Below are 22,901 nucleotides of genomic sequence, written 5' to 3'. Positions count from 1 at the left end.
CCCCTCAACCCGCCCTTCTCGTTCTTGCCGATGGTACTGCTTATCATGGTTTGTCTTTCGGTGCTACTGGTACTACTGTTGGCGAAGTCGTATTTAACACTGGCATGACTGGGTATCAAGAAGTCTTAACCGATCCCAGCTATCGCGGTCAAATTGTCACCTTTACCTACCCAGAATTGGGAAATACAGGCGTAAATACAGATGATGAAGAATCAGATCGCCCCCAAGTCAAAGGTGCGATCGCCAAAAATGTCTGTTACCGTCCTAGCAATTGGCGCTCTACTGGCAGTTTGCCTGACTACCTCAAACAGCACAACATCCCTGGAATTTACGGCATCGATACCCGCGCCTTAGTCCGCAAGATCCGCGAAGTAGGATCGATGAATGGCGCTATTTCTACAGAAATCCTCGACGAAGCAGAGTTATTGCAACTCGTCCTCGCTGCCCCCAGTATGGCAGGATTAAACTTGGTCAGTGAAGTCACCACATCCACTGCTTATGAGTGGGCTGGAACGACTGATTCTGTATGGGAATTTAAACCAGTATCCCCAGACGGGGAAACTCTCACCGTTGTTGCCATTGACTTTGGCATCAAACGCAATATTCTGCGGCGACTAGCGAGTTATGGCTGTCGCGTCATTGTCGTTCCTGCTAATACGCCACCAGAAGAGATTCTGAAATACAATCCCGACGGCATCTTTCTTTCCAATGGACCTGGTGACCCCGCCGCCGTTGCCGAAGGACTTGAAACGACAAAAGCCCTTCTTTCAGCCCAGAAACCAATATTTGGTATTTGCATGGGACATCAAATACTAGGTCGGGCGTTAGGGGCAGAAACCTTCAAGCTAAAATTCGGTCATCGCGGTTTGAATCAACCTGCTGGCTTACAAAGGCAAGTTGAAATTACCAGTCAAAATCACGGCTTTGCGATTGATGCGGATTCCATTCCCGCAGATGTCGAAATTACTCATCTCAATTTAAACGATCGCACCGTAGCAGGATTGCGCCACAAATCCCTACCTCTATTCTCAGTCCAATACCACCCTGAAGCTAGCCCTGGTCCCCACGACGCAGATTACTTATTTGCCAATTTCGTCGAATCCATGCGCCAGTCACGCACTGTAGGAGTGTAAAAGTCAAAAGTTAAAAGTCAAAAGTCAAAAATCAGAAGTGTTTCACTAGTTGTTAACACTGATAACTGTTAACTGATAACTGTTAACTGATTCTTGATTGGAGTAGCTAAATACTTAGCGATCGCACTTACCATAGTACGAGGACACTGGGGAGGCATAGATTGCCGAAACGACTGATAATAATCTTGACGCGATTCTTCAAATAGATAGCGCAGTTCCACCAACGGATTCGCATGATGATCGACGCGCAAATCCAGATAGGGATAAACATCTTGATGCACCACATACAGCGCTGCCGATTGTCGTCCCCGTTTGTCTCCTCCAGCCGCCTCGCCAGCTTCTAAAGCGTGTAATAGGCGATCGCAAAACTCCATTTCCGCTTTGGCTTGATAGGTATCTGCCATCGCTACCAAAACTTGTTCGCCTACCAGCATATTTCCGGCTACAGAAAAGTAGGGATATGTCAAGTGTCCCGCCCAACCAACGCAATCTTCACCCGTCCAAGCTGCCGTATGACCGCGACGATCTACCAGATGTAGCTGACGCTGGTGGCAATTGAGATCGTCTTGTAGCAAAAGCTGTAACGTATCTTCCGCAGAAACCCCATGTTCTAGCAATTGCAAGCTGCAAATTCCTAATAATGGGTTAGTTTGACCTTGAGTCGCGATCGCCCCTACAGTCGCCTTAGCATGAGGTACGAGCGCACCTACAGCCAGATGCTTAGTTGCCACTGCTACCCCAGTCATTTGCGTTGCCGAATCCCAAGCCACAATTGAGAAGGTCATAAATTCCAGAGCGCCCGAATCGTCAAGACACGTACATGAATGTTATTCCCAGATAACATTTATTCGCGATCGCTTACTGTTTTGGATTTAACAATTTGTAGGAAATGGTAATGAGTGAGTGACTGGTGGCTAGTGGCTAGTGGCTGTATTCTTAATTTCTAATCACCAGTCACTAGTCACTTTGTAGGAAATGATAATGAGTGAGTGACTGGTGGCTAGTGGCTAGTGGCTGTATTCTTAGTTTCTAATCACCAGTGACTAGTCACTAGTCACTAGTCACTAGTCACTGTTCTGAAAAATCAAATCCAACCTTCGCTGTGCTGCTTGTAATGCCTCGGTAGGGGTGCTTTTCCCTAATAAAACAGCTTCTAGCGCCCTACCTAAATTTTCTGACAAGCGACTGTAACCAGGAAAAATGGGACGCGATCGCCCGTATTTTGCTTGTGCTAAAAACACTTCTACGGCAGGCTGTTTTTTGATGAAATCTTGATATTTCTGGCTTTCCCTTGCCTTCATATTGACGGGTAAATATCCCGTACCAATTGCCCAATCAGTTTGAAATCCTTCGCTGACAACATACTCAGCAAACTTGAGGGCGGCTCGTTCGCGTTCGGGCGTAGACTTGAATACAAATAGGTTTTCTCCACCAATTGCAGTTGCTTGGCGATCGCCTTGAGGAATTGGAAACACGCCAAAATCTATTCCTGTGGTTTGGAACTGTCCCAGCGTCCAAGGACCAGTCAATTGCATCGCCACTTTTCCAGCTAAGAAAGCATCGATTTCAAATCCTCGTTCTGGTAAAGATAGAACGACAGAACCATCATCGACTAAATCGCGCCACAATCTCAGCGAGGCGATCGCACCCTTGTCGTCTGCTACATTTACATTTGCTGGTTGTTGGGGATTGTTACTTGCCAACTCGCCACCGCCACTCCACAGGAAGGGTAGCCACAGAAAGACGCTAAATTCTCCTTTCCCTAACGGCAAAAACATTCCGTGTTGGTCGATCCGCTTGTCTCCGTCTTTGTCGATGGTTAATTGACGCGCAACTTGACGCAATTCTTCCCAAGTTTGCGGTAGCTGGGTAATTCCTGCGGCTTTCAATAAACTGGGACGGTAAAATACACCTACATTATTTACCCCAAACGGCACAGACCAAGTATGTCCTTGATACTCCATCGTCGCAAACAGGCTAGGATCGATTTCATCCTTGACGGGAGAAGTTTGCAGCAAATCGTCTAGAGGGCGAATTGCATCGAGTTCCACTAACTGTCCGGTTAGCGTGGCATTAAACCACAGTAAATCTGGTGGTGCGTTTCCTACGACTGCTGCCAAAATTTTCGGTAGTTGCTGTTCTGCTTGCCCGACATATAAAGATTCTACTTGAATGTCAGAATGCTCTCGATTGAAGCGATCTACCAGCGTTTGCAAAACATCGCGATTGGGTGGTGGATTGACTCCTTGCCACAGCGTAATTTTGGTGATTTCAGAATTGCTAGGTGTAGCCTGACACCCTACTAAAGTTAGAGCGATCGCTAGTAGGAGCAGAAAAAATTTAGTTTTGACTAGGCAGCGATTGAGCAACTTCACTAGTTTCTGCAATTGACTTTTAAGTTTTATTGTCAAAATTTTAATCTGGAATTGCACCCTATAGATAAACGCATGTAAATATATATTTTTGATATATTGTCAAGTATATTCCAATTACATATTCAAGCAAACTCATTGCAAACATAGGTGTAAGCCTTGCTAAAGGATATGCGAATGAACGCAAAGCGAAAAATATCTTTTATTCCAATTTTATACACGATTTTGATTGTCTATGCGATCGCCACTTTCCTACCCTTCGCTTGGGCGCTTTCTGCTTCGTTCAAACCTTTGTCTGAAATTATTGCTGGCGGCTTGAACTTGATTCCGCAAAACTTTACTTTAGAAAATTATCAGAAGATTTTTCTAGAAGAACCATTATTTGGGCGGTGGCTATTGAATAGTGTCGTAGTTGCTAGCCTTGTCACTATTTTCAACCTTTTATTTAACTCAATGGCTGGTTATGCCCTTGCTCGCATTCCTTTTAAAGGAAATCAGATCTTATTTTTCTGTATTTTAGCAGTTTTAATGGTTCCAGCTCAAGTCACGCTAATTCCTAGTTTTTTAATTCTAAAATCTTTAGGCTGGTTAAATTCATATCAGGGATTAATTGTTCCGAATATTGTCAATGCAACTTTTATCTTTATGATGCGGCAGTTTTTTGTTAACTTTCCCAAGGAATTAGAAGAAGCTGCTGCCTTAGATGGTTTGGGTTACTTAGAAACTTTCTTTCAGATTGTTTTACCTTTAGCTAGACCAGCTTTAGCAGCCCAAACTATATTTATCTTTTTAGGTTCGTGGAATAACTTTTTAATGCCGTTAATGATTATTTCCACTTCAGAAATGTTTACTTTACCTTTGGGCTTGAATACATTTAAGGGGCAATACATTAGTTATTGGAACTATATCATGGCTGCTTCAATGGTATTCACTTTACCCGCCTTGCTAATTTATGCCTTTTTCAATCGCTACTTTATTCAAGGGGTAACTTTCACAGGTGGGAAGTGATGCTAGTGACCCTTATTCATAAACATATCTTTCTGCTACTTTCCAATAGCGAGAAAACCGCTTTAGATCGATGTAACCATCGTACTCAAAAAATGGCTCGGTTTCAAAGATTTCTAGTTTGAGCGATCGCTCAATTTCATCACAAATTGTTTCAAATCTGGGACTAGGACTATTCGCTGTCACAATTGAATCAGCATTATGTTCTTTGGCAAAAGCTAACACTTCTTTCGCCACATCACCTCGTCTAATAACCACGGGTAACTCCAGCAAGCATTCATAGATAAAAGCAATCCGTTTCAAACTTAACTGCCACTCCTCAATTAAAGCCTCATCCCAAACCCAAATTGCAGGCGAATTGGGATATTCTTGCAGTGCAGGGTTTTTTGGACTCAGACAATCTCCGTGTATCCAGATAATGGGTTGACTCATGGTAATGGGTAATTGGTAATGGGTAGTTGGTAGTAGGTGGTTGATGGTTGTAGTTATCCTCCTTGTCTCCCTTGTCCCCCTTGTCTCCCTTGTCTCCCTGGTCTCCCTTGTCTCCCTTGTCCCCCTCGTCCCTTCCCACGTTGCCAACTCTGACTATTAGGCTGCCGATTAAATTCTGCCTTGGGAAACAATCGCTGTTCTATTTGTTCGTAACTGCCTTCAAAGTCACAATTTCCGTAGAGGGGACATTCGCGACAGTAAACACCATTCGTATAACGTTCCAAGTTTTCGCGGTTAAAGAAATAGGGTTTGTGGCTAAAGGTACTTGCTACCCATTGCCAAGACATATTGTTACTCGCCGGATCGCCATCTAATAAATGTTCCAAAAACCAAATCGCCCCGACTTGCCAGCGGATACGTCGCCAATGCACCATGTAAGCAGCCATCCACATCCGGGCGTGGTTGTGTAAATATCCAGTTTGACGCATTTGTTGACTGAAACTGTCGATACAAACTAGCCCCGTCGTCCCTGTGGCGATATCTTCTGGTAGTTTGGGGGCGTACTCTTTGGTAGTGTAACCAGTTTTATATTCTTCTCGATCTTCCCAAATTCCGTTTCCTAATTTGATATACAGGCGTTGCCAATAGTCGCGCCAGCCGAGTTCGTTAATTAATTTCGTTGCTTCATCTGGCTGCTGAATTTTGTTCAAGACATATTTCTTAACATCAGCGAGACTCAAAACTCCATAGCGAAGATAGGGCGAGAGACGAGTTACCGCACCCGTGAGAAAGTTGCGAGTTTTGGCGTAACCTGCCGGATCTACTGTTTGTAAAGCTTTTTCAGCAGCTTTGCGTCCCCCGACAGTCTTGCTAATCGAGTCATCTCGACTCGCAGCAGTAGGAAATTGTTCTTTTAAGTAGGCTACCAGTTCTTCACGACTGGTAAATTCGCGTTGCATATCCTTCATGTCAGTTATTAGTTATCAGTTACCAGTTATCACTTCTACCGCGCACCACTCACCACGCACCACTTTCTTTCCCGACTCCCGACTCCCGACTCCTGAAAAAACAGGTAGGGTAAACCGAATGACAGTTGGGGGGAATCTTTAGTTAAGTAAAGAGCGATCGCGTGGTTTAAGCCATTAAGATCCTGATTAAAGAACATTTCACCACAACACTGATTTAGTATGCGGGAACAAGGCACAATCAGCATCCACACTGAGAATATTTTCCCCATTATTAAGAAATCTCTCTACTCCGACCATGAGGTTTTCTTACGGGAATTGATCTCTAATGCTGTCGATGCTATCCAAAAGCTGAAAATGGTATCCCGTGCTGGGGAGTATTCCGGCGAGATAGGCGAACCAGAAATTCAAATTGCTATAGACAAAGATCGCAAAACCCTGTCCATCTCCGACAACGGTATCGGGATGACGGCGGAGGAAGTCAAGAAATATATCAACCAAGTGGCTTTCTCTAGTGCGGAAGAATTTATTCACAAGTATGAGGGGAAATCTGACCAACAGATCATCGGTCATTTTGGCTTGGGTTTTTACTCTTCCTTTATGGTGGCGCAAAAAGTTGAGATCGATACTCTGTCTTACCAAGCAGGTGCGCCAGCCGTGCATTGGAGTTGCGATGGTTCCCCAGAGTTTATTTTAGAAGATTCATCTCGGAGCGATCGCGGTACGACGATTACCCTGCACTTAATGGAAGACGAGCAGGAGTATGTAGAAGACGCACGTATTAAGCAACTTGTCAAGACTTATTGCGATTTTCTGCCCGTTCCCATCAAACTAAATGGCGAGGTGATCAACCAGCAAAAAGCGCCTTGGCGAGAGTCGGCAAATAATCTTACTAAAGAAGATTATTTGGAATTTTACCGCTACCTATATCCTTTTCAGGAAGAACCCCTGCTGTGGGTACATCTCAACACCGACTATCCTTTCATCCTCAACGGGATTTTGTATTTTCCCAAACTCAGACCGGATGTGGATGTCACTCAAGGACAGATCAAACTATTCTGCAACCAAGTCTTTGTTAGCGACCATTGCGAAGAGATTATCCCGCGATTCTTACTACCAATGCGGGGAGTGATTGATAGCACCGATATTCCCCTTAACGTCTCCCGTAGCGCTTTGCAAACAGACCGGACGGTAAGGAAAATTGCCGATTATATTTCTCGTAAAGTCGGCGATCGCCTGAAAGAACTTTATCGCAATAGCCGCGAAGAATATATCAAAGTTTGGCAAGATGTAGGTACGTTTGTCAAATTTGGTTCTCTCAACGACGAGAAATTTAAAAAACAAGTCGAAGATATCGTCATCTACCGCACAACCTATGAAACGCCTGTAGAGGCTGCGTCCTCACCTGCGACAGAAACACCAGCCGTCCAAGTGCAAGCAGAAGAGGGAGACGCATGGCAAGACGTACAACCAGCAGAATCTACTCCCGACTCAGGTACGGGCGTGCAGGAGAACGCCCGTACGACTTCCTCCTATACCACGCTGAAAGAATACCTAGAACGTAACAAAGAACGTCACGAGAATCGCGTTTACTATTGCACCGATGAAGTTACCCAAGCTACTTATGTCGAATTGCATAAGAAGCAGGGTTTAGAAGTCCTGTTTATGGATTCCTTTATCGATACTCACTTTATTTCTTTCCTAGAAAGAGAGTATTCAGACGTTAAATTCTCTCGCGTTGATTCTGACTTAGATCAAACTCTACTTGACAAAGATAAAGCTGGGGAAATTGTCGATCCGAATACGAACAAAACCCGAAGCGAATTAATCAAGGAATTGTTTGAAAAAGCCTTGAATAAACCCAAACTCAATATTCGTACAGAAGCATTAAAATCTGACGATCCGCAAGGTACGCCCCCAGCAATGGTGTTGTTACCTGAATATATGCGCCGGATTCAAGAAATGAGTGCTTTTGTGCAACAGCAAACAGCACAGTTTCCCGACGATCATATCTTGTTAGTTAATACCGCGCATCCGCTGATTCAAAACTTAGTCAGCCTCAGCCAAGGTAGTATTATCCAAGGTGAAGGGCAGTCGCCAAGTGCCGAATTAGCTAATTCAATTTGTCAACACGTTTATGACTTGGCATTGATGGCACAAAAAGGATTTAATGCTGAAGGAATGAAATCTTTTGTCGAGCGTTCTAATCAAGTATTAACTCGTCTGACAGATCGCGCTACTAGTGCTTAAATTATCTCAAATTTTGCACTTAGCAACTAGAAGTTGCAGCTACACAGGCGAAGTCTGCCTACCCTAGCGGGAACGCTTCGCGAACGCAGACTTTAAGATAAATTAACAGGTCTTAAAACCCGCGCAGGCGGGTTTTGTCTGTGTAGTCGCGAATTCTATTCGCTCATAAATGTTCGAGGTCGAGCGATTATATTTTGTATGATTACCGATATTTGGACTGTCATTTGGAAAGAATGGCGCGAACTCTTATTTCAGCGCGGTAGTATTAAAACAACAATTCTAAGTTGGCTACCTTTAATATTAATATTTGGCTTGCTGATGCCCATTCAAATTGGTAGATTTTGGGTAGAATCTCCCTTTACAATTGCTTATTGGGGATGGCTACCAACTCTACCAGTTATGGCGCTGATTGCTGATAGTTTTGCTGGAGAAAGAGAAAGACATACTTTAGAGACTTTATTAGCAAGTCCTTTATCAGAAGTAGCAATTTTATTTGGTAAAGTTATTACAGTTGTTATCTATGGTTTATTATTAACGTTAATAGTTTTAATAACAGGTTTGATAGCTGTTAATTTAACTCATAACACGGGAGAAATCTTACTCTACCCGATAGGAACAACTTTAACTGGAATTGGATTGGGAATTTTGACAGCTACAGCTATGGCAAGTATAGGTGTCATTGTCTCTCTCCGCAGTCCCACAGTCAAACAAGCAGCCCAACAATTAGCTTTTGTCTCTATTGCCTTAACTTGGATTCCACTTTTGAGTTTGAGCCTAATTCCAACTCAATTACAAACAAGTCTTTTAAAAGCTGCTAGAAATACTAATATGACTCAAATAATTTTGATATTATTAATTATGTTAGCAGCAATTGACACGGGATTATTGTTAATAGCAATCAAAAGATTCAAGCGATCGCGCCTAATTCTCGATTAGGTAGGTGCGTTAATTAACGCACCCTACTGTTTAACCAAGGTTGGCAGATTTACGCGCAGTTTCTTGAACATTGCTTCCCGTGCTTGGTTAGCTAAAGTATCATCTAAAGGTGCAAGTGCAATTGATTCTTGATATTTTTGTTTCAAGGCAGTTTGAATCAACCAATCAGCTAAAAATGGATTTTTAGGTAACAGGGGACCATGCGAATAAGTCGCGATCGCATTTTGGTAAACCGCGCCTTCTGTACCATCTTCGCCATTATTTCCTAACCCATATACTACCCGTCCCAACGCCTCTACTTGACTTAATTTTGTGCGTCCACCATGATTTTCAAAACCAATTAAGTAGGGTGGCGAACCCGTCATTGCTACTAATTCTTGCGCTAACTTTTTAGCTGTCACTTCAATAACTAAATTACCGATACAGCGCCGCGCATTTAACCCAGGATGGATAGAAACAAAATCAAATAATCCCAGTCCCTCAATTCGTTGTCCTTCACCTGGTTCGTAGTAATGTCCTAATAATTGTGGCGCACCACACGTGAAAATTCCTGGCGTACCAGTTTCAATTTTTTCTCGTAACGCCTCAGCTTTAGCACCGCGCAAATCGCGCATGACAATTTCTTGCTGTCTATCTTGCGCGCCACCACCGACAAGGATATCGACTTGGTAAAAATCTTGAGCCGTAGACTCCCGATCCAAAGGTAATATTTTCACTGTATAATTGCGCCATTCACAGCGCCGCTGGATACAAATAACATTACCGCGATCGCCATAGGTACTCATTAAAGTTGGATATAACCAGCCAATTGTAATTTCCATTTCCAGATTCATATATATTGCTTGCTCAATTCCAAGTTAAATAAAGACTTTTATACTTCTCGATCTTGCTTGCAACTAGCTGAGTATTTTGGAGATCGGGACAAAATCCAACTACGTCTTTAGCAAATTTTTCAATATCTGTAGGTAGTCTTACAAACTCCAGACTCAAGCTACTTTTACTAGCGAATATAATTTCAAATTCACACACTTCCCGCCACGATTTTAATTTATTAATTATGTCTTTAGGAGAAATATCATAATTCCACCCATTAGTCTGATGAATCTTAATAATATCCCAAGGTTCTTCACCCTTAAAAACTGCAATTCTTAATTCTGCTTGTGTGACATAATTTAAAACTCTAGAAATATATTGGTTCAACCTGTTTTTCTCTGGAGTCAATTCAACTCGATTTTCGCAGCTTGTCAGATAGCCGTATGGATTCAATAATTGTTTTAGCTTGACAAAAATATTCCGATAATCTATGTAAGATGGGATGATAATAGACAAGCCCTCTACTAAAAAATTGCCTCCATAGTTGTAAACTCCGTAAACATCTTGCTCAAATTCGAGATAGTAAGCTGGCAAAATTTCATTTACACAACTCAATTCACTATCTTTGAGATACACCTCTTGTTTTAAAAGAATTTTCTGCATTTTGACTTGACATTCTTGCTGAATTACCTCTAAAACAAACTCATCATAATCAAGCTCGGCAGCTAAATCTTTTTCTGATTGAGATAAAGGCATAGTCAGTTATCAGTTATCAGTTATCAGTTGTTAGTGTAGAGACGTTACATGTAACGTCTGTACAAAGTTATCAGTTGTCAATCAACCATCAATCACCCATTACCAATTACCAATTACCAATTACCAATTACCACCCCTTACAAAATCTTCCTTCCTGTCAAAATCTCCCGCACTTCTAACATGGCAGAATATGTAGGCAAAATGTGTAATGTCTCATGTGCTGGAGTTTGTTCCAAAGCAGTCGCGATCGCCTCTTTTAAATCTTCCTTCACAACCAAATTCATTTTGCTATCTATCTCCGGCTGACTGTAACGCAAACGCAAAGCCATATCGTAAACGCGATCGCCACTGACTATTAAAGTCCCTCCTCGTTCGACTAACTTTTCTGTATCCACATCCCAAATCCACGAAACATCTGTACCATCGGGTATTCTGTCATTCAAAACCATCAACACAGGCGCAAGTTGACGCGATTCCGCTTCGATTTGCCTCTCGCCTCTTACCTCATTCACTGCCCGAATTGTTTCATTCATCCCCACAGGATTTTTAGACAAGAGAATGCGGACGTGTTTACCGCGAACTTGCAACTCCTCAGCCCGTCCAAAAGCCGCCTGAAAGTTAGCTATAGTATCGCGGATTATCGCTGCATCTACACCTAGTTGCTGTGCTGCTAACACCGCTGCTAGAGTATTGTATTTGTTATACAACCCAATTAAAATTTGCTCCCATTCCCGACTATCGATCGCCAGAGATGGTTTGTGAAAACCACAGTTAGGACAGTTATAATCTCCCTGGTGAGAAAGATAAACCCCTTGGTAAACCAGGCGAGTACCGCAACTAGGACAATAAATCGAGTCTACAGCATGGGGAATTTCATCGAGGTAATGTTCTGGTTCGCTCAAGCCAAAGAATAAAACGTTTTGACTGAGTTGTTGACCCATGTAAGCCAAGGTAGGATCGTCAGCATTGGCAACAATAATAGTTTCTGACGGTAAAGGTGCGATCGCTTGTCCCCAACGCCTACTAATTGTATCGACTTCCCCATATCGATCCAGCTGATCGCGAAACAAGTTTAATGCCAGAATTAGCCGAGGTTGTAGAGGTGCTAACACCTTGGGAACAATATTTTCGTCTACTTCTAAAATGGCAAAGTCTGCATCTAACGTACCGATGGGATTAGTATTTTGTAACAGCGCTGTCACCAAACCATTTTCTAAATTCGCCCCCGCTGCATTGTGGACAACCCGCCAACCTTGACGTTCCAACATCGTGCGTAGTAGTAAGGATGTGGTAGTTTTACCGTTCGTCCCCGCAATGAGAATAACTCCTTGCTTCACCTGACAACTTAGCAGTTGCAACAACTTTGGCTGAAGACGACGGGCAATTTCTCCTGGTAAAACGCTAGCCGCACCCAGACGTAGCGATCGCACCCCGAAAGTCACGGTTTTTGCTGTCAATACAGCCGCACCCAAGCGCAGTCTATCTATCAATTGCATTTTTCCCACAGCTCGATCTCAATCCGGTTGTATTACTGTATTGTTGTACTGCCTTTTTGGGAAAAGAGGAGGGCTGTTGTTGATTTTTAACGATCTGTCCCAAACCAACTGTAGGGGCGCAAACAATGTAGGGGCGCAAACAATGTAGGGGCGCAAACAAACTGTAGGGGCGCACACAAACTGTAGGGGCGCACACAAACTGTAGGGGCGCACACAAACTGTAGGGGCGCAAACAAACTGTAGGGGCGCACAGCTGTGCGCCCCTACCAATATATATCCAAATCCGAGATTAGCTATCCGAACCGCGATTGAAAGAGGAGTTAGCCAAAAGATCCGATCGCGTGACTGGGGCAGCATAGTAACTAGCAATAATCGCTACCATAAACCACCAAATCGTGTTGATTTCAGGACGATACCAGACAGTATCGGCAATATTGTGAACCAAAGTTCCGAATAAAGCCGCGATCGCCCCAATTAACCAAAATGCTTCTCGACTGCCAGCTTGCCGCAAACGGCGCAGTTGTTGCAACCCTGAGTTGAAGGTGACAACCAGTAACCATAACAAGCAAGCTAAACCAACCAAACCAGTTTCTACGGCTACTTCCAACAAGATTGAGTAGGCACTTAGGGCATTATAACGAGGCAATTGGTAAAGCGGATAAATTTTGTTAAAGGCAGTGTTCCCAGGACCGATCCCTAAAATCGGACGGTCTTTAATCATCTCAATCACTGCTATCCAAACGTTGATGCGAAAATTGTTGCTGCTGTCACCCCTTCCGGCGAAGATACTCAAAAAGCGATCGCGGATTGGTTCGACAAACAACACCCCACCTACTAATACCAACGTTACGCCACCGATAAGCAGTGGTAACGACCAAGTACGCCAAAACGGGGGGAAATGGACGCTCAACACATACACCAATAGTACCAACACGGCAAAAATCGCTACGAGTAATCCCATCCAACCACCACGACTAAAGGTAAGAACGAGACAGGCACTATTGACACCGAACATTGTTAGTGCTAATAACTTGGGAACCCAGCGCTGCCAAGCAAAGACAGCAACCAGACTCAAGACCACGGCTGGTAGTAGATAACCCGCCAGCAAGTTAGGATTGCCAAGATAGCTGTATACGCGGGTAATGCGGGTGAGATTAGATTGAGTATCTACCCAAGTTGCTAGAGCATTTGCCCCATAAAACCACTGCTGCAAACCGTAAATGCTAACAATCAGCGCTACGTGGAGGTAGAGGGTAATCAGCCAAGAACGAATGCGGGGCGATCGCAAAATCCTCGCAGTCAAGGCAAACAGAACTAAATATAGCGTCAACTTTTGCCAACCTACGAAAGCAGCGGCTTTGACGGGCGATAGTGCTGTAGCTACTGTCGAGATACCCCAGTAAAGCAATACTAATAAATGAATTGGAGTCAGAGTATTGGCACGCTCTGAAGCATAACGCCGTTCGTCTGTTAAAGTCAGCAGTACCCAGAAGCTAGCACAAGCAAAGAGTAACACGCCAATTAGGTCGTTGGAGACAAATGGCGCGAGCGCAAAGACCAAACTGACTAATAAAGCTGCTAAGGCTTCCGACCATTGCATCAGCCAGCTACCCTGTCGCCAAGTACTAAATAGCCCGACAACCGAACGGTGTAAGTAGCTTGCACGTCGCCATTCTTGCAGTGGCAAGCTAGATAAAGTAAATTGCTGCCAAACTGAATTCATAAGCATGAGCTGCGGGATAGAGATTGGTCTATCTTAAGTCAACGCTAGGCTGACTTGACTTACCATAATTGCGAATTTTATTTGCTTTAGCTTAATACACAATGTCAGTCACAATTATCTCTACGAGTTTACGACTGTCATTGAATACATTTTTAGTAGTATCTATTAGTACCCATAAGTTGACAAGAGAATGCTGGGTACTCTCAGTCTCGCGCGATCGCTTTGCCACAAGTCTTTCTTGTTTCTCCCCACAATTCTGTTGGAATTATAGAAATTCTCAAGGGCTATTTATGTCCGCACGCTAGGTTTTTTTCTCTATAATTGTTCAGTGGGCTATAGCAAGGATAAAGTTATATCTAGAGATAGATATGATTTTTAGAAAAAGTCAATAACAATACATTTCGGTTATACATGCTTAAAGTATATTTATGGATTTCTCAACATTTCTCCAATTTGTTCTAAGTACTGAAGCTATTACCTATAAAAAATGCAGTGCATTTTGTATCATAGATCCACCTATAATACCAAAATAAAGTATTGCGAGTAGCAAGAGGATATTGCCAAATTACTACTCGTAAATATAAAATCTTACCAAATTCTTAAAGGGCAATTGGCAACCAAGTGTTAAACACGAAATGAAGTCAATTGACCGAAAACAAATCTGCAAATCTTCTACAAATATGAAACACGGCTTGTGGTTGCGAAAGAGCGTTCGACCAACTTTGCTTAGTTTTGCTATTATCGCAACAACATTATTCAGCCCAGCTTTCGTGCGGGCAGATAACTGGCGGGTGGTATTCGAGGATGAATTCAACGGTACATCTCTCGATCCGCTCAAATGGGATACTTGCTATTGGTGGCATTCGGGAAGGGGATGTGCCAATCATGGAGCGCAAGAAATCCAATGGTTTTTACCAGAGGAAGTGCTAGTACAAGATGGAATTTTGCGTTTACGCACTCAAAAACGCATTTGGAATGCTTACAATGCTACATTCCAGTACACTTCTGGCATGATTTCTTCCCATCAAAGGTATGCATTTCAGTACGGCTTTGTAGAAATACGTGCCAAAGTACCTAAAGGGAGGGGTTTTTGGCCTACCATGTGGCTTGCCGCAGAAGATAGAAACTGGCCTCCAGAAGTGAACATCGGGGAGTTTTTTGGTTTAGATACGAAAAGCGTGCTGATGGTCTTGCACTACATAAACGATCGCGGTAAGCCCACATACTCATCTTTATCGTGGGGTAATAACTTTGATTTTTCAGAAAACTACCACGTTTACGCAGTGCTATGGGAACCAAATGCCATAATTTGGTACGTAGATGGAGTAGAGCGGATGCGCTATACAAACAGCGAAAATATTCCCCAAAAACCAATGTATATTTTAACGACTCTAGCACTCGGTCCCATTTGGACGAATAAACTTCCAGATGAATCCACACCGTTTCCTAGCTATTTTGACATTGACTATATTAAAGTTTGGCAACGCCAATAAGGAACATTGCTAAGGCTAACAACTGTATAACTTTTAAAGCCGATCGCATTTTTATTTCAGATGAAAGTGCGATCGGCTCGAACTGCATTAAAATTAAATTTCAGCATTAGCTTGCGCCAATGTTAGTTCGGGAAGACTGACGACATAACGATAGCCGGATTCTGGAGTCCCTAAAATATCAATTTGACCACCGTGTAGTTCTGCTAAAGCGCGGCTGAGCAACAAGCGTAGGCTTTCACAAGAACGATTGAAGCTATTGACATTGACTAATTCTGTCTTGTCTTCCCCGCGATCGTCATGCTCGTGCATCGACTTCTTGCTTTTTGACTCCTGCCTTTCGTCGCCAGTACGAGAACCATGAAAAGCAGAAATTTGCCCTAAGTAGGGATCGACGGGGGTTAACCCTTCTCCTAACCAAGGATGAGAAACTGAAATTGCCAGATTCAAAAGATTACTTTGTCCCCCTAGATCGAGCGTAGAGTTGCTTTTATAGGAGATGTGAATGCGGATCGCACTCCCACTTGTAGCAGCTTGAATCATACTCGATATGAGGTGATAGATTAGCTGTCTTACCTTGTCTTTATCCAGCACCCACATGCGACTTTTCGCAGGCTCTAGCGACAGTCGTAATTTTTGTTCTTTGCGTTTGGCGACCTCATCTAAAGTGTTGAGTATCTGCTGGCAAAGCATTTCAATATCTACAGTTGTTAAATTAAGACCAAGGGAATATTCTTCTACGACTCCCAACTGAGACACTTCATTAACTAGGGAGAGGAGATATCGACCGCTATTTTGAATAATTTCGAGATATTCTTTCTGTTTCGTCGTCAAAGGACCGTAAATTTCTCGTCCTACGACATTCGCCATTCCTAAAATTGATGTTAGAGGAGTTCTGAGTTCTTGGGTGAGTTGCTCTAGCAACTTGAGTTTAACTTGGACAATGGAAAGGGCTTCTGGTGAAGCAGTAGGAGGTGAGAAAGAAATTGCTGGTGCGGGATTGAGAACTGGCGGTGCAATCTCGATCGCCCGCTGTTCTAGTGGCTCCAACTGCTGCATTTTGAGTAGTCGATTGCGCTCGAATTCACTCATACTCCAGCGAGCCATGAGTTCGAGAAATTTCATTTGTTGGATGCTGAAATTGCGAGTTTCTAAATCCATCACCGCGATCGCACCCAAGCATAAACCGGAGGAGTCAATCAATGGAACTCCCAGGTAAGCAAGAATACCGTAACGCTGGACTAGGACGCTGTTGGCAAAGGCAGGATGAGTGCGGGTATCGCCAACGTTAATTATTTGACTCGTTTCAACAACTTGGGTACAAAAAGATTCGTGGATTGGTAATTGTCTTTCCTGCGCTAGTGGATTCATCAGCCCCAAACGCGACAAACCCACTGCTGATTTAAATACGTGGCGATTGCGGTCTAAAAAGCCCAAAATGCAGATCGGTACTTCTAACAGGTGGGCAGCGGTTTGAGTTGCTTCCTCAAAAACTGGTGTCGTTTGAGCTTCCAACAAGCCCAGATCCGACAACGCCTTCATGCGCCGATCTATCATTGGATCTACGCCAGTATCCCCTCGACACAATAATTTGTTTTCTGGCTCCACCATTTACCAATCCACCTTACACTGCAAGAAAGCGATCGCACCTGCGACATGAATGTTGTGCTGTAGCTAACCCTAGATTCAGGGATATCTACTAGACTTAAGATTCCCGATTTTTATTCAGGATCAACAATTGGGCGCAGAAAGATTTTGCTAACTCTTAAGGAGTTGGTAATGGGTAGTTGGTAATGGGTAATGGGTAATTGGGTGGTGAGTGGTGCGCGACTTAATTTTGAATGCGTGAATTTTGAATGCGTGAATTTTGAATTGCTCCCTCAGCTCTCTTCCCCCTACTCCCTACTCCCTGCTCCCTGCTCCCTTTTCCCCCAGGCTGGATGGGAAAATAGTGCGGCGATCGCACGATTGCCGCGTAGCTGATTTGACAAAGGTAGGTGTCCTATGGGAGCGTCAAGGCTCCAAGTAAATCCATCAGGGTAGCGCGTCCAGGTGTTACCGTTTTTCCAGCCAATTTTTGCCCATAGTTTTTCCCAGTTTTTGCCTAAAGTTAACCAGAGTCCTCGCTGCACGGAAAAGCCAAATTTTCCTTCAGAGTAAACTGACCAGAGGGTATCGACAGTTTGCAAATCGAGAATGGGAAATCTTTCGACTTCTGTAAAATACAGCCACTTGCGCTGTACGGCTGCTGAACCAGCCAGTTCGCAAAGTTTTTGTAGCGTCACGCGGTCTGCTGCTTGGAAGTCTCCCTCAATCAACAACTGTTGTAAGGAACTGTAATCGATATTAGATTGCGATCGCAGTGTCACAATTCCGGCGGGAAAGTGAGTTTGCAAAAATTCCCGTGCCGGAGAAAACTCGGAATGATAGAGGATTTGGTAGATTTTGCCATCAATCCAAGTTGGTAGGCGATCGCGGCGTTGTAGCAAAAATTCCATCAACACTTCTAAACCTGGCTCGCCTAGTGTTGCTAGCTGTTGAATCAGTTGCTGTTGAACTTTTTCCGATCCAGACGAAAGCTGCAAGCGGAGAGCAGAAAAGTCAATGGGAGTATCTGATGTCGTGGTTGGGTTAGTCATGCTCTCACTAAAAACGCACAAAGTTCAGCACCGATCGCTAATTTTAACTATATTACGCAGAAGCCAGAAGTACAGAATTCGGAATTCGGAATTCGGAATTCGGAATTAGCGATCGTTCTCCCCTACTCCCTGCTCCCTGCTCCCTGCTCGCTGATTACATTTCCTTGATTCAAAATCTGCTAGCGTTCCATAACAGCATCGTCAGATGGCAAAATAAAAGTTTCTAGACTCCTGGTGTAGCAATCCATGTACGAGAAGATTACTCCTCCTACTACTGGTTCTCGAATTACCTTCAGTAATGGCGAACCAATCGTTCCCGACAACCCAATTATCCCCTTCATTCGCGGAGATGGTACGGGGGTAGATATTTGGCCCGCCGCCCAAAAGGTGATGGATGCTGCCGTACAAACTGCCTATCAGGGCAAACGGCAAATTGACTGGTTTAAAGTCTACGCTGGAGATGAAGCTTGCGAAGTGTACGGAACGTATCAATATTTGCCTGAAGATACGCTTCAGGCGATTAAAGAATTTGGCGTGGCAATTAAAGGTCCGCTCACGACACCGATTGGTGGTGGTATTCGATCGCTCAACGTGGCGCTGCGTCAAATTAACGATTTATATGCCTGCGTTCGCCCTTGTCGTTACTACCCTGGAACGCCTTCCCCGCACAAAAACCCAGAAAAACTAGATGTGATTATTTATCGCGAAAACACGGAAGATATTTATTTGGGCATTGAGTGGCGACAGGGTAGCGAAATTGGCGATCGCCTGATTAAAATCTTGAATGAAGATCTCATCCCTGCTACCCCCGAACACGGTAAAAAACAAATTCCCCTTGATGCAGGGATCGGCATCAAGCCCATCAGCAAGACTGGTTCTCAACGCTTAGTCAGACGCGCAATTAAACACGCTCTACGGTTGCCTCCCAATAAACAAATGGTGACTTTGGTGCATAAAGGCAACATTATGAAATATACCGAAGGCGCTTTTCGCGATTGGGGCTACGAATTGGCAACATCTGAGTTTCGCCAAGAGTGCATCACCGAACGCGAATCTTGGATTCTTAGCAACAAAGAACATAACTCAGACCTCAGTACAGAAGACAACGCCCGACAGCTCGAACCTGGCTACAATGCTTTGACTGCCGATAAAAAAGCCCAAATTTGCCAGGAAGTCGAAGCGGTGTTGAGCCAAATTTGGGAGACGCACGGCAACGGTCAATGGAAACATAAAATCATGGTCAACGATCGCATTGCTGATAGTATTTTCCAACAAATCCAAACCCGACCCGATGAATACTCCATTCTGGCTACTATGAATTTGAATGGAGACTATTTATCCGATGCAGCAGCGGCGGTTGTCGGCGGCTTAGGGATGGGTCCAGGAGCGAATATTGGCGACGAGTGCGCTATTTTTGAAGCGACTCACGGCACTGCACCAAAACATGCCGGACTCGACAGAATCAATCCTGGTTCGGTAATTCTTTCCGGCGTAATGATGTTGGAATATATGGGTTGGCAAGAAGCAGCAGAATTAATCAAGAAAGGAATTGGAGATGCGATCGCCAATCGTGAAGTGACTTACGATTTAGCGCGATTGATGGAACCCCCAGCTCAACCGCTTAAATGTTCTGAATTTGCCGACGCGATTATTAAGCATTTTAGTTAATGACAAATTTGTAGGGGCGCACAGCTGTGCGCCCCTACATTTATCGTCCCAATTTATGGTGTGCGCCCCTACATTTATCGTCCCAATTTATGGTGTGCGCCCCTACATTTATCGTCCCAATTTATTTGGAATCCCTTCACAGCCACCAGGAATGGTGGCTCTGGTTTTTTCGCCTCCCCAAGCGCAGCAGTAATAACGTGAGGATTCAGACATGCGCTGGGCATCAGTAAAATCGGCATTCTCAATGACTGCCCCCGTCTGTTCTCCTGTATTGTAGTTGGGAGCGATATTGCGACTGCGGGGTGTAGCAGTTTGGGCATCACCGTAAAATAAACGAGTACTTCTGAGGTCGGCACTCACTAGTTGTGCTTCGTACAAAATGGTACGGGAAAAATTAGCTTTTACTAAGTCGCAATTGGTAAGATCTGCCCCAATTAAATTAGCTTCTGAGAGATCTGTCCAACGCAAATCGGTTTTAGAAAGATCTGCTCTAGCTAGCATTACACCTAAATCTATAACGCGAATACCGTAGTTACGGTCTTCGGAGTAACCGCCTTCACCGTTGAGAATGGCTCTACCTAAGCGAAAATCTCGCTGTAAGGGAGTCAGTAACTTTGATTGGGATAAAAAGCGAATGATTTTGGCTTTACCGCTAGCATCGACACTACTAAAAATTGCAGCCGTACGTCCTTCAGCGATCGCTCGTTCTTGGGGCCAATCTTCTAACATTCCCTCTTCATCTAATACCAAATCGGAAATTCCCTGAAAGTAAGAATCGATGGTTTGCTGTTGGGTAATTAAGTTTTGCTGGACTGTCAGCAGGTTTTGTTGAATTGTCAAGTCCTTGGAAATAACATATTGTCGCCAAGCGACATAAACGGCAATAACTGCAATTAAAATTTGTCCTAACGCGCCAAATACCTCGCCTAATGCCCCGATCGCATCCCAGTTTAATTTTGTTGCCCAATCGATAATGGCACGACCGATATTTCCAAATCGGAATAAGCCAATTAAGGCAATAGTTAAACCTGTCCCCGCTACAAATAGCGATCGCTCTAGGGGAGAAAATATGTCTGATACTGCTTTTATCGTCCAAGGTAAAAGTACCCCCAGCGAAAGTAACAACGCTAGCAGGGTTCCCACCCAGCCAATCCATAAAAAGTTATTTAAGTACAGTCCGACACAAATCAGCGCGATCGCGACTAAGGTAAGTAAAGAAGCCCTGGGATGTGCCGTGCGCCAACTCGTGCGTTTGACGATGAGATTTGATGCAGAAGACGATTGCTGTTGGGCATTAATTGCGGCAATTGCTGCCAGTGCTTGCTGAGTTGCCAAATTCTCATTCGATGTATCGTTGTCTTGGAAATCATCTAGATCCAAAGGCGATCGAGATTGAGTCACAATCTCTGGATTTGGAGATGATGTTTTATTGTTATCTGAGTTGTTTTGGCTAGTCATGCTCAATTATTTGCAGCAGGCTGAAGGGCTTCTCGCTTTCATATGTTAACTGCTGGCAAGAACGGAACGATCGCGCCTCGGTATCAAATTTTTCTTACATCTAGGCGAATGTAATTCGCCCCATACTCGCTATTGCAATGCCTCGATTTGCCGCACCACTGTTAGGGCTGAATAACTCACGCCAGCCGTTCCTTCTCCTGGATGCGTAGAGTCGCCGACTAACCACAAATTTTTGACAGGGGTGCGGTTGGCAAAACCAAAGGGTCCAAATGTCGGGACTCTCTGACCGATCCCGCCTACTATACCGCGATCGCGTGCTGTATAATGGGCAAACGTGCGCGGTGTCGCTGCTTCCTGGTGTAATATTGTTTCTGGCGTGAGGTGAAAGAATTGTCCCAAACGGGCGATCGCTTCCCGAGTATATTTTTCCTTCATCGCCTCATAGTCTTCACTCCGCCACCAAGGTTTCGGATCGACAAAAGACGAAGCAATAATCGTACCTTTTCCCTCTGGGGCGCGTCCGTCTCCTGCGCGACTGACGGAGACAAATAAAGAATTATTTTCCCCGATTGCTCCATTGCGATCGTACATGAATTGCAAGTGCGGCGGACATCCTGACGGAATCGCAGTTTCATCTACGCCGAGATACACGACAAAAGCCCCCGATGCTTCGGGTAATTTATCGACACGTTGCTTGTAACCTTGGGGGGCATTTCTACCCAACAACTGAACTAAGTTTTGTACCGTAACGTTAGCCACGATCTCGTCTGCGGTTTCTGTCCTGACTTCTTTAGTTTTTTGGTTGCGCACCAAAACACCTTTAACTTTGCCGTTTTCAACTAAAACTTTCTCTACACTATGGCGCATCAGCAGCTTGCCACCATATTTTTCTAAAGCTTCTACCAAGCGATCGCTCAACACCTGCATACTACCGTGAAGGTGAGACAATCCTTGCGGTGATTGGGAAACGCTTAATGCTGTAGCCGCATAAAGTAAAGCTGTTTCCTCTGCATCGACTTGGGAGTAAAGTTTTAACTGCAAATCTAAAAACGTCCGCAACCGCCAATCGTCTTCCAAACCGTGTCCCCGTAAAGCATCGCCCACGGTCAAAAAGGTATAGGGTAAGGTAGTTAAAGTCCCTGGACGAACGGCTTGCGTCAGTTGCCACAAATCCCAGATGTTGCGGGGTGGTAAAACCGGATCGCGGGCTTGAAATGCCCAACTCGCTTGAAATAGATTGTCTATTAATTGCCAAAAGCGATCGCTGCCAGGAAATTGTCTTTCTCTTTCAGCTTTCCATTTGGCGCGATCGCGCCAAACATTAATCGGTTGAGTCTCTCCTGGTAAATATACCGCACAGGCAGGATCGCAAGGCGTTGCTTCTGGTAGCTCGATTTCTAGTTCGGTAAAGATGCGGTGGTGAATTCCACCTGGTTCTAAACCAGCTACCTGAGTCGCGCCGACATCGAAGGTAAATCCTTTACGTTGGAAAGTCGAGGCACACCCTCCAGGGACGATTGCCTGGTCTAAGACTAAAACCTGGTAGCCGCGACGGGCAAGCAGCGCCGCCGCCGTTAGTCCACCAATTCCAGCACCAATGACGACAACACGCGATTTGCGATCGCTCGCTAACCTACTTAGCATGGATATAAAGCCAAAATCAAACCTACTCTATCTTTATATTAAGTTATGTTAAACACTGAAAAAAAGATAGAAGACGGGACAGGGGATAAGGGAGACAAGGGGGACAAGGGAGACAAGGGAG

At 44.3% G+C, this 22,901-nt stretch carries 19 protein-coding genes; 6 read left to right on the top strand and 13 right to left on the bottom strand.

The genetic code is table 11. The features are described 5' to 3' along the window. Positions 1-1,133 (top strand): glutamine-hydrolyzing carbamoyl-phosphate synthase small subunit (gene carA, locus C7Y66_RS22580; protein ID WP_106547321.1); only part of this gene is annotated, 1,133 nt, incomplete at its 5' end. A gap of 68 nt (positions 1,134-1,201) precedes the next feature. Here carA and C7Y66_RS22575 read toward each other — a convergent pair. Together C7Y66_RS22575 and C7Y66_RS22570 are read right to left on the bottom strand one after the other, a co-directional pair. After that, positions 1,202-1,918, bottom strand: coding sequence for a DUF1028 domain-containing protein (locus tag C7Y66_RS22575; protein WP_106547320.1), 717 nt, complete (start codon positions 1,916-1,918; stop codon positions 1,202-1,204). A gap of 279 nt (positions 1,919-2,197) precedes the next feature. After that, entirely contained in the window at positions 2,198-3,508 is a 1,311-nt protein-coding gene (locus C7Y66_RS22570; protein WP_106547323.1) for an ABC transporter substrate-binding protein, read from the bottom strand. 174 nt (positions 3,509-3,682) lie between these two features. Between C7Y66_RS22570 and C7Y66_RS22565 the strand changes: the two genes are divergently transcribed. Then, a complete protein-coding gene (locus C7Y66_RS22565) occupies positions 3,683-4,513 on the top strand; it encodes a carbohydrate ABC transporter permease (protein WP_106547319.1) in 831 nt (276 codons plus the stop codon). Positions 4,514-4,525: 12 nt separating this feature from the next. Here the strand turns inward: C7Y66_RS22565 and C7Y66_RS22560 are convergent, their stop codons facing one another. Genes C7Y66_RS22560 through C7Y66_RS31290 form a run of 3 tightly spaced genes read right to left on the bottom strand, consistent with a single transcriptional unit; the run spans position 4,526 to position 6,107 of the window. Beyond that, positions 4,526-4,942 carry a hypothetical protein gene (locus C7Y66_RS22560; protein ID WP_106547318.1) on the bottom strand — a complete coding sequence of 139 codons (417 nt, stop codon included), beginning with the start codon at positions 4,940-4,942 and terminating at the stop codon, positions 4,526-4,528. A gap of 53 nt (positions 4,943-4,995) precedes the next feature. Then, entirely contained in the window at positions 4,996-5,901 is a 906-nt protein-coding gene (locus C7Y66_RS22555) for an FAD-binding domain-containing protein (protein WP_106547317.1), read from the bottom strand. 44 nt (positions 5,902-5,945) lie between these two features. Next, entirely contained in the window at positions 5,946-6,107 is a 162-nt protein-coding gene (locus C7Y66_RS31290; RefSeq protein ID WP_158265980.1) for a hypothetical protein, read from the bottom strand. 22 nt (positions 6,108-6,129) lie between these two features. Between C7Y66_RS31290 and htpG the strand changes: the two genes are divergently transcribed. Beyond that, on the top strand, positions 6,130-8,157 hold the full coding sequence (htpG, locus tag C7Y66_RS22550) for a molecular chaperone HtpG (protein ID WP_106547316.1): 2,028 nt from the start codon (positions 6,130-6,132) through the stop codon (positions 8,155-8,157). A gap of 198 nt (positions 8,158-8,355) precedes the next feature. Continuing rightward, positions 8,356-9,093 carry an ABC transporter permease gene (locus C7Y66_RS22545; protein ID WP_106547315.1) on the top strand — a complete coding sequence of 246 codons (738 nt, stop codon included), beginning with the start codon at positions 8,356-8,358 and terminating at the stop codon, positions 9,091-9,093. Between the two features lie 23 nt (positions 9,094-9,116). On the opposite strand, the gene C7Y66_RS22540 is transcribed toward C7Y66_RS22545, so the two are convergent. The 4 genes from C7Y66_RS22540 to C7Y66_RS22525 all read right to left on the bottom strand — a co-directional run bounded on the left by C7Y66_RS22540 (position 9,117) and on the right by C7Y66_RS22525 (position 13,881). Further along, the gene (locus C7Y66_RS22540; protein WP_106547314.1) at positions 9,117-9,926 is read right to left on the bottom strand and encodes a type 1 glutamine amidotransferase; all 810 of its coding nucleotides are present in this window, start codon (positions 9,924-9,926) and stop codon (positions 9,117-9,119) included. Between the two features lie 13 nt (positions 9,927-9,939). Beyond that, entirely contained in the window at positions 9,940-10,662 is a 723-nt protein-coding gene (locus C7Y66_RS22535) for a DUF4253 domain-containing protein (RefSeq protein WP_106547313.1), read from the bottom strand. A 137-nt stretch (positions 10,663-10,799) separates the two neighbouring features. Beyond that, a complete protein-coding gene (locus tag C7Y66_RS22530; protein WP_106547322.1) occupies positions 10,800-12,158 on the bottom strand; it encodes a Mur ligase family protein in 1,359 nt (452 codons plus the stop codon). Between the two features lie 289 nt (positions 12,159-12,447). Then, positions 12,448-13,881 (bottom strand): IctB family putative bicarbonate transporter, encoded by a 1,434-nt coding sequence (locus C7Y66_RS22525; RefSeq protein ID WP_106547312.1) that lies wholly within the window; start codon positions 13,879-13,881, stop codon positions 12,448-12,450. A gap of 635 nt (positions 13,882-14,516) precedes the next feature. On the opposite strand from C7Y66_RS22525, the gene C7Y66_RS22520 reads away from it, so the two are divergent. Then, positions 14,517-15,374: a family 16 glycosylhydrolase gene (locus C7Y66_RS22520; RefSeq protein ID WP_106547311.1), complete on the top strand. Its 858-nt coding sequence runs from the start codon at positions 14,517-14,519 to the stop codon at positions 15,372-15,374. 93 nt (positions 15,375-15,467) lie between these two features. Here C7Y66_RS22520 and C7Y66_RS22515 read toward each other — a convergent pair whose 3' ends face one another. Together C7Y66_RS22515 and C7Y66_RS22510 are read right to left on the bottom strand one after the other, a co-directional pair. Then, complete coding sequence (locus C7Y66_RS22515; RefSeq protein WP_106547310.1) at positions 15,468-16,982, bottom strand: GAF domain-containing sensor histidine kinase; 1,515 nt, start codon at positions 16,980-16,982, stop codon at positions 15,468-15,470. A gap of 284 nt (positions 16,983-17,266) precedes the next feature. Next, positions 17,267-18,010, bottom strand: coding sequence for a GUN4 domain-containing protein (locus C7Y66_RS22510; protein ID WP_106547309.1), 744 nt, complete (start codon positions 18,008-18,010; stop codon positions 17,267-17,269). Between the two features lie 246 nt (positions 18,011-18,256). On the opposite strand from C7Y66_RS22510, the gene C7Y66_RS22505 reads away from it, so the two are divergent. After that, positions 18,257-19,678: an NADP-dependent isocitrate dehydrogenase gene (locus C7Y66_RS22505; protein ID WP_106547308.1), complete on the top strand. Its 1,422-nt coding sequence runs from the start codon at positions 18,257-18,259 to the stop codon at positions 19,676-19,678. Positions 19,679-19,786: 108 nt separating this feature from the next. Here C7Y66_RS22505 and C7Y66_RS22500 read toward each other — a convergent pair whose 3' ends face one another. Together C7Y66_RS22500 and crtD are read right to left on the bottom strand one after the other, a co-directional pair. Next, the gene (locus C7Y66_RS22500; RefSeq protein WP_106547307.1) at positions 19,787-21,136 is read right to left on the bottom strand and encodes a pentapeptide repeat-containing protein; all 1,350 of its coding nucleotides are present in this window, start codon (positions 21,134-21,136) and stop codon (positions 19,787-19,789) included. Between the two features lie 129 nt (positions 21,137-21,265). After that, positions 21,266-22,780, bottom strand: a complete 1,515-nt coding sequence (gene crtD / locus C7Y66_RS22495) for a C-3',4' desaturase CrtD (RefSeq protein WP_106547306.1) — start codon at positions 22,778-22,780, stop codon at positions 21,266-21,268. Between the last annotated feature and the right edge of the window lie 121 nt (positions 22,781-22,901).

The sequence above is a fragment of the Chroococcidiopsis sp. CCALA 051 genome (assembly GCF_003015105.1).
Taxonomy (GTDB): domain Bacteria; phylum Cyanobacteriota; class Cyanobacteriia; order Cyanobacteriales; family Chroococcidiopsidaceae; genus Chroococcidiopsis; species Chroococcidiopsis thermalis.
Note: the sequence above shows the minus strand (reverse complement) of the source record. Positions and strands in the feature narration are given on the sequence as shown.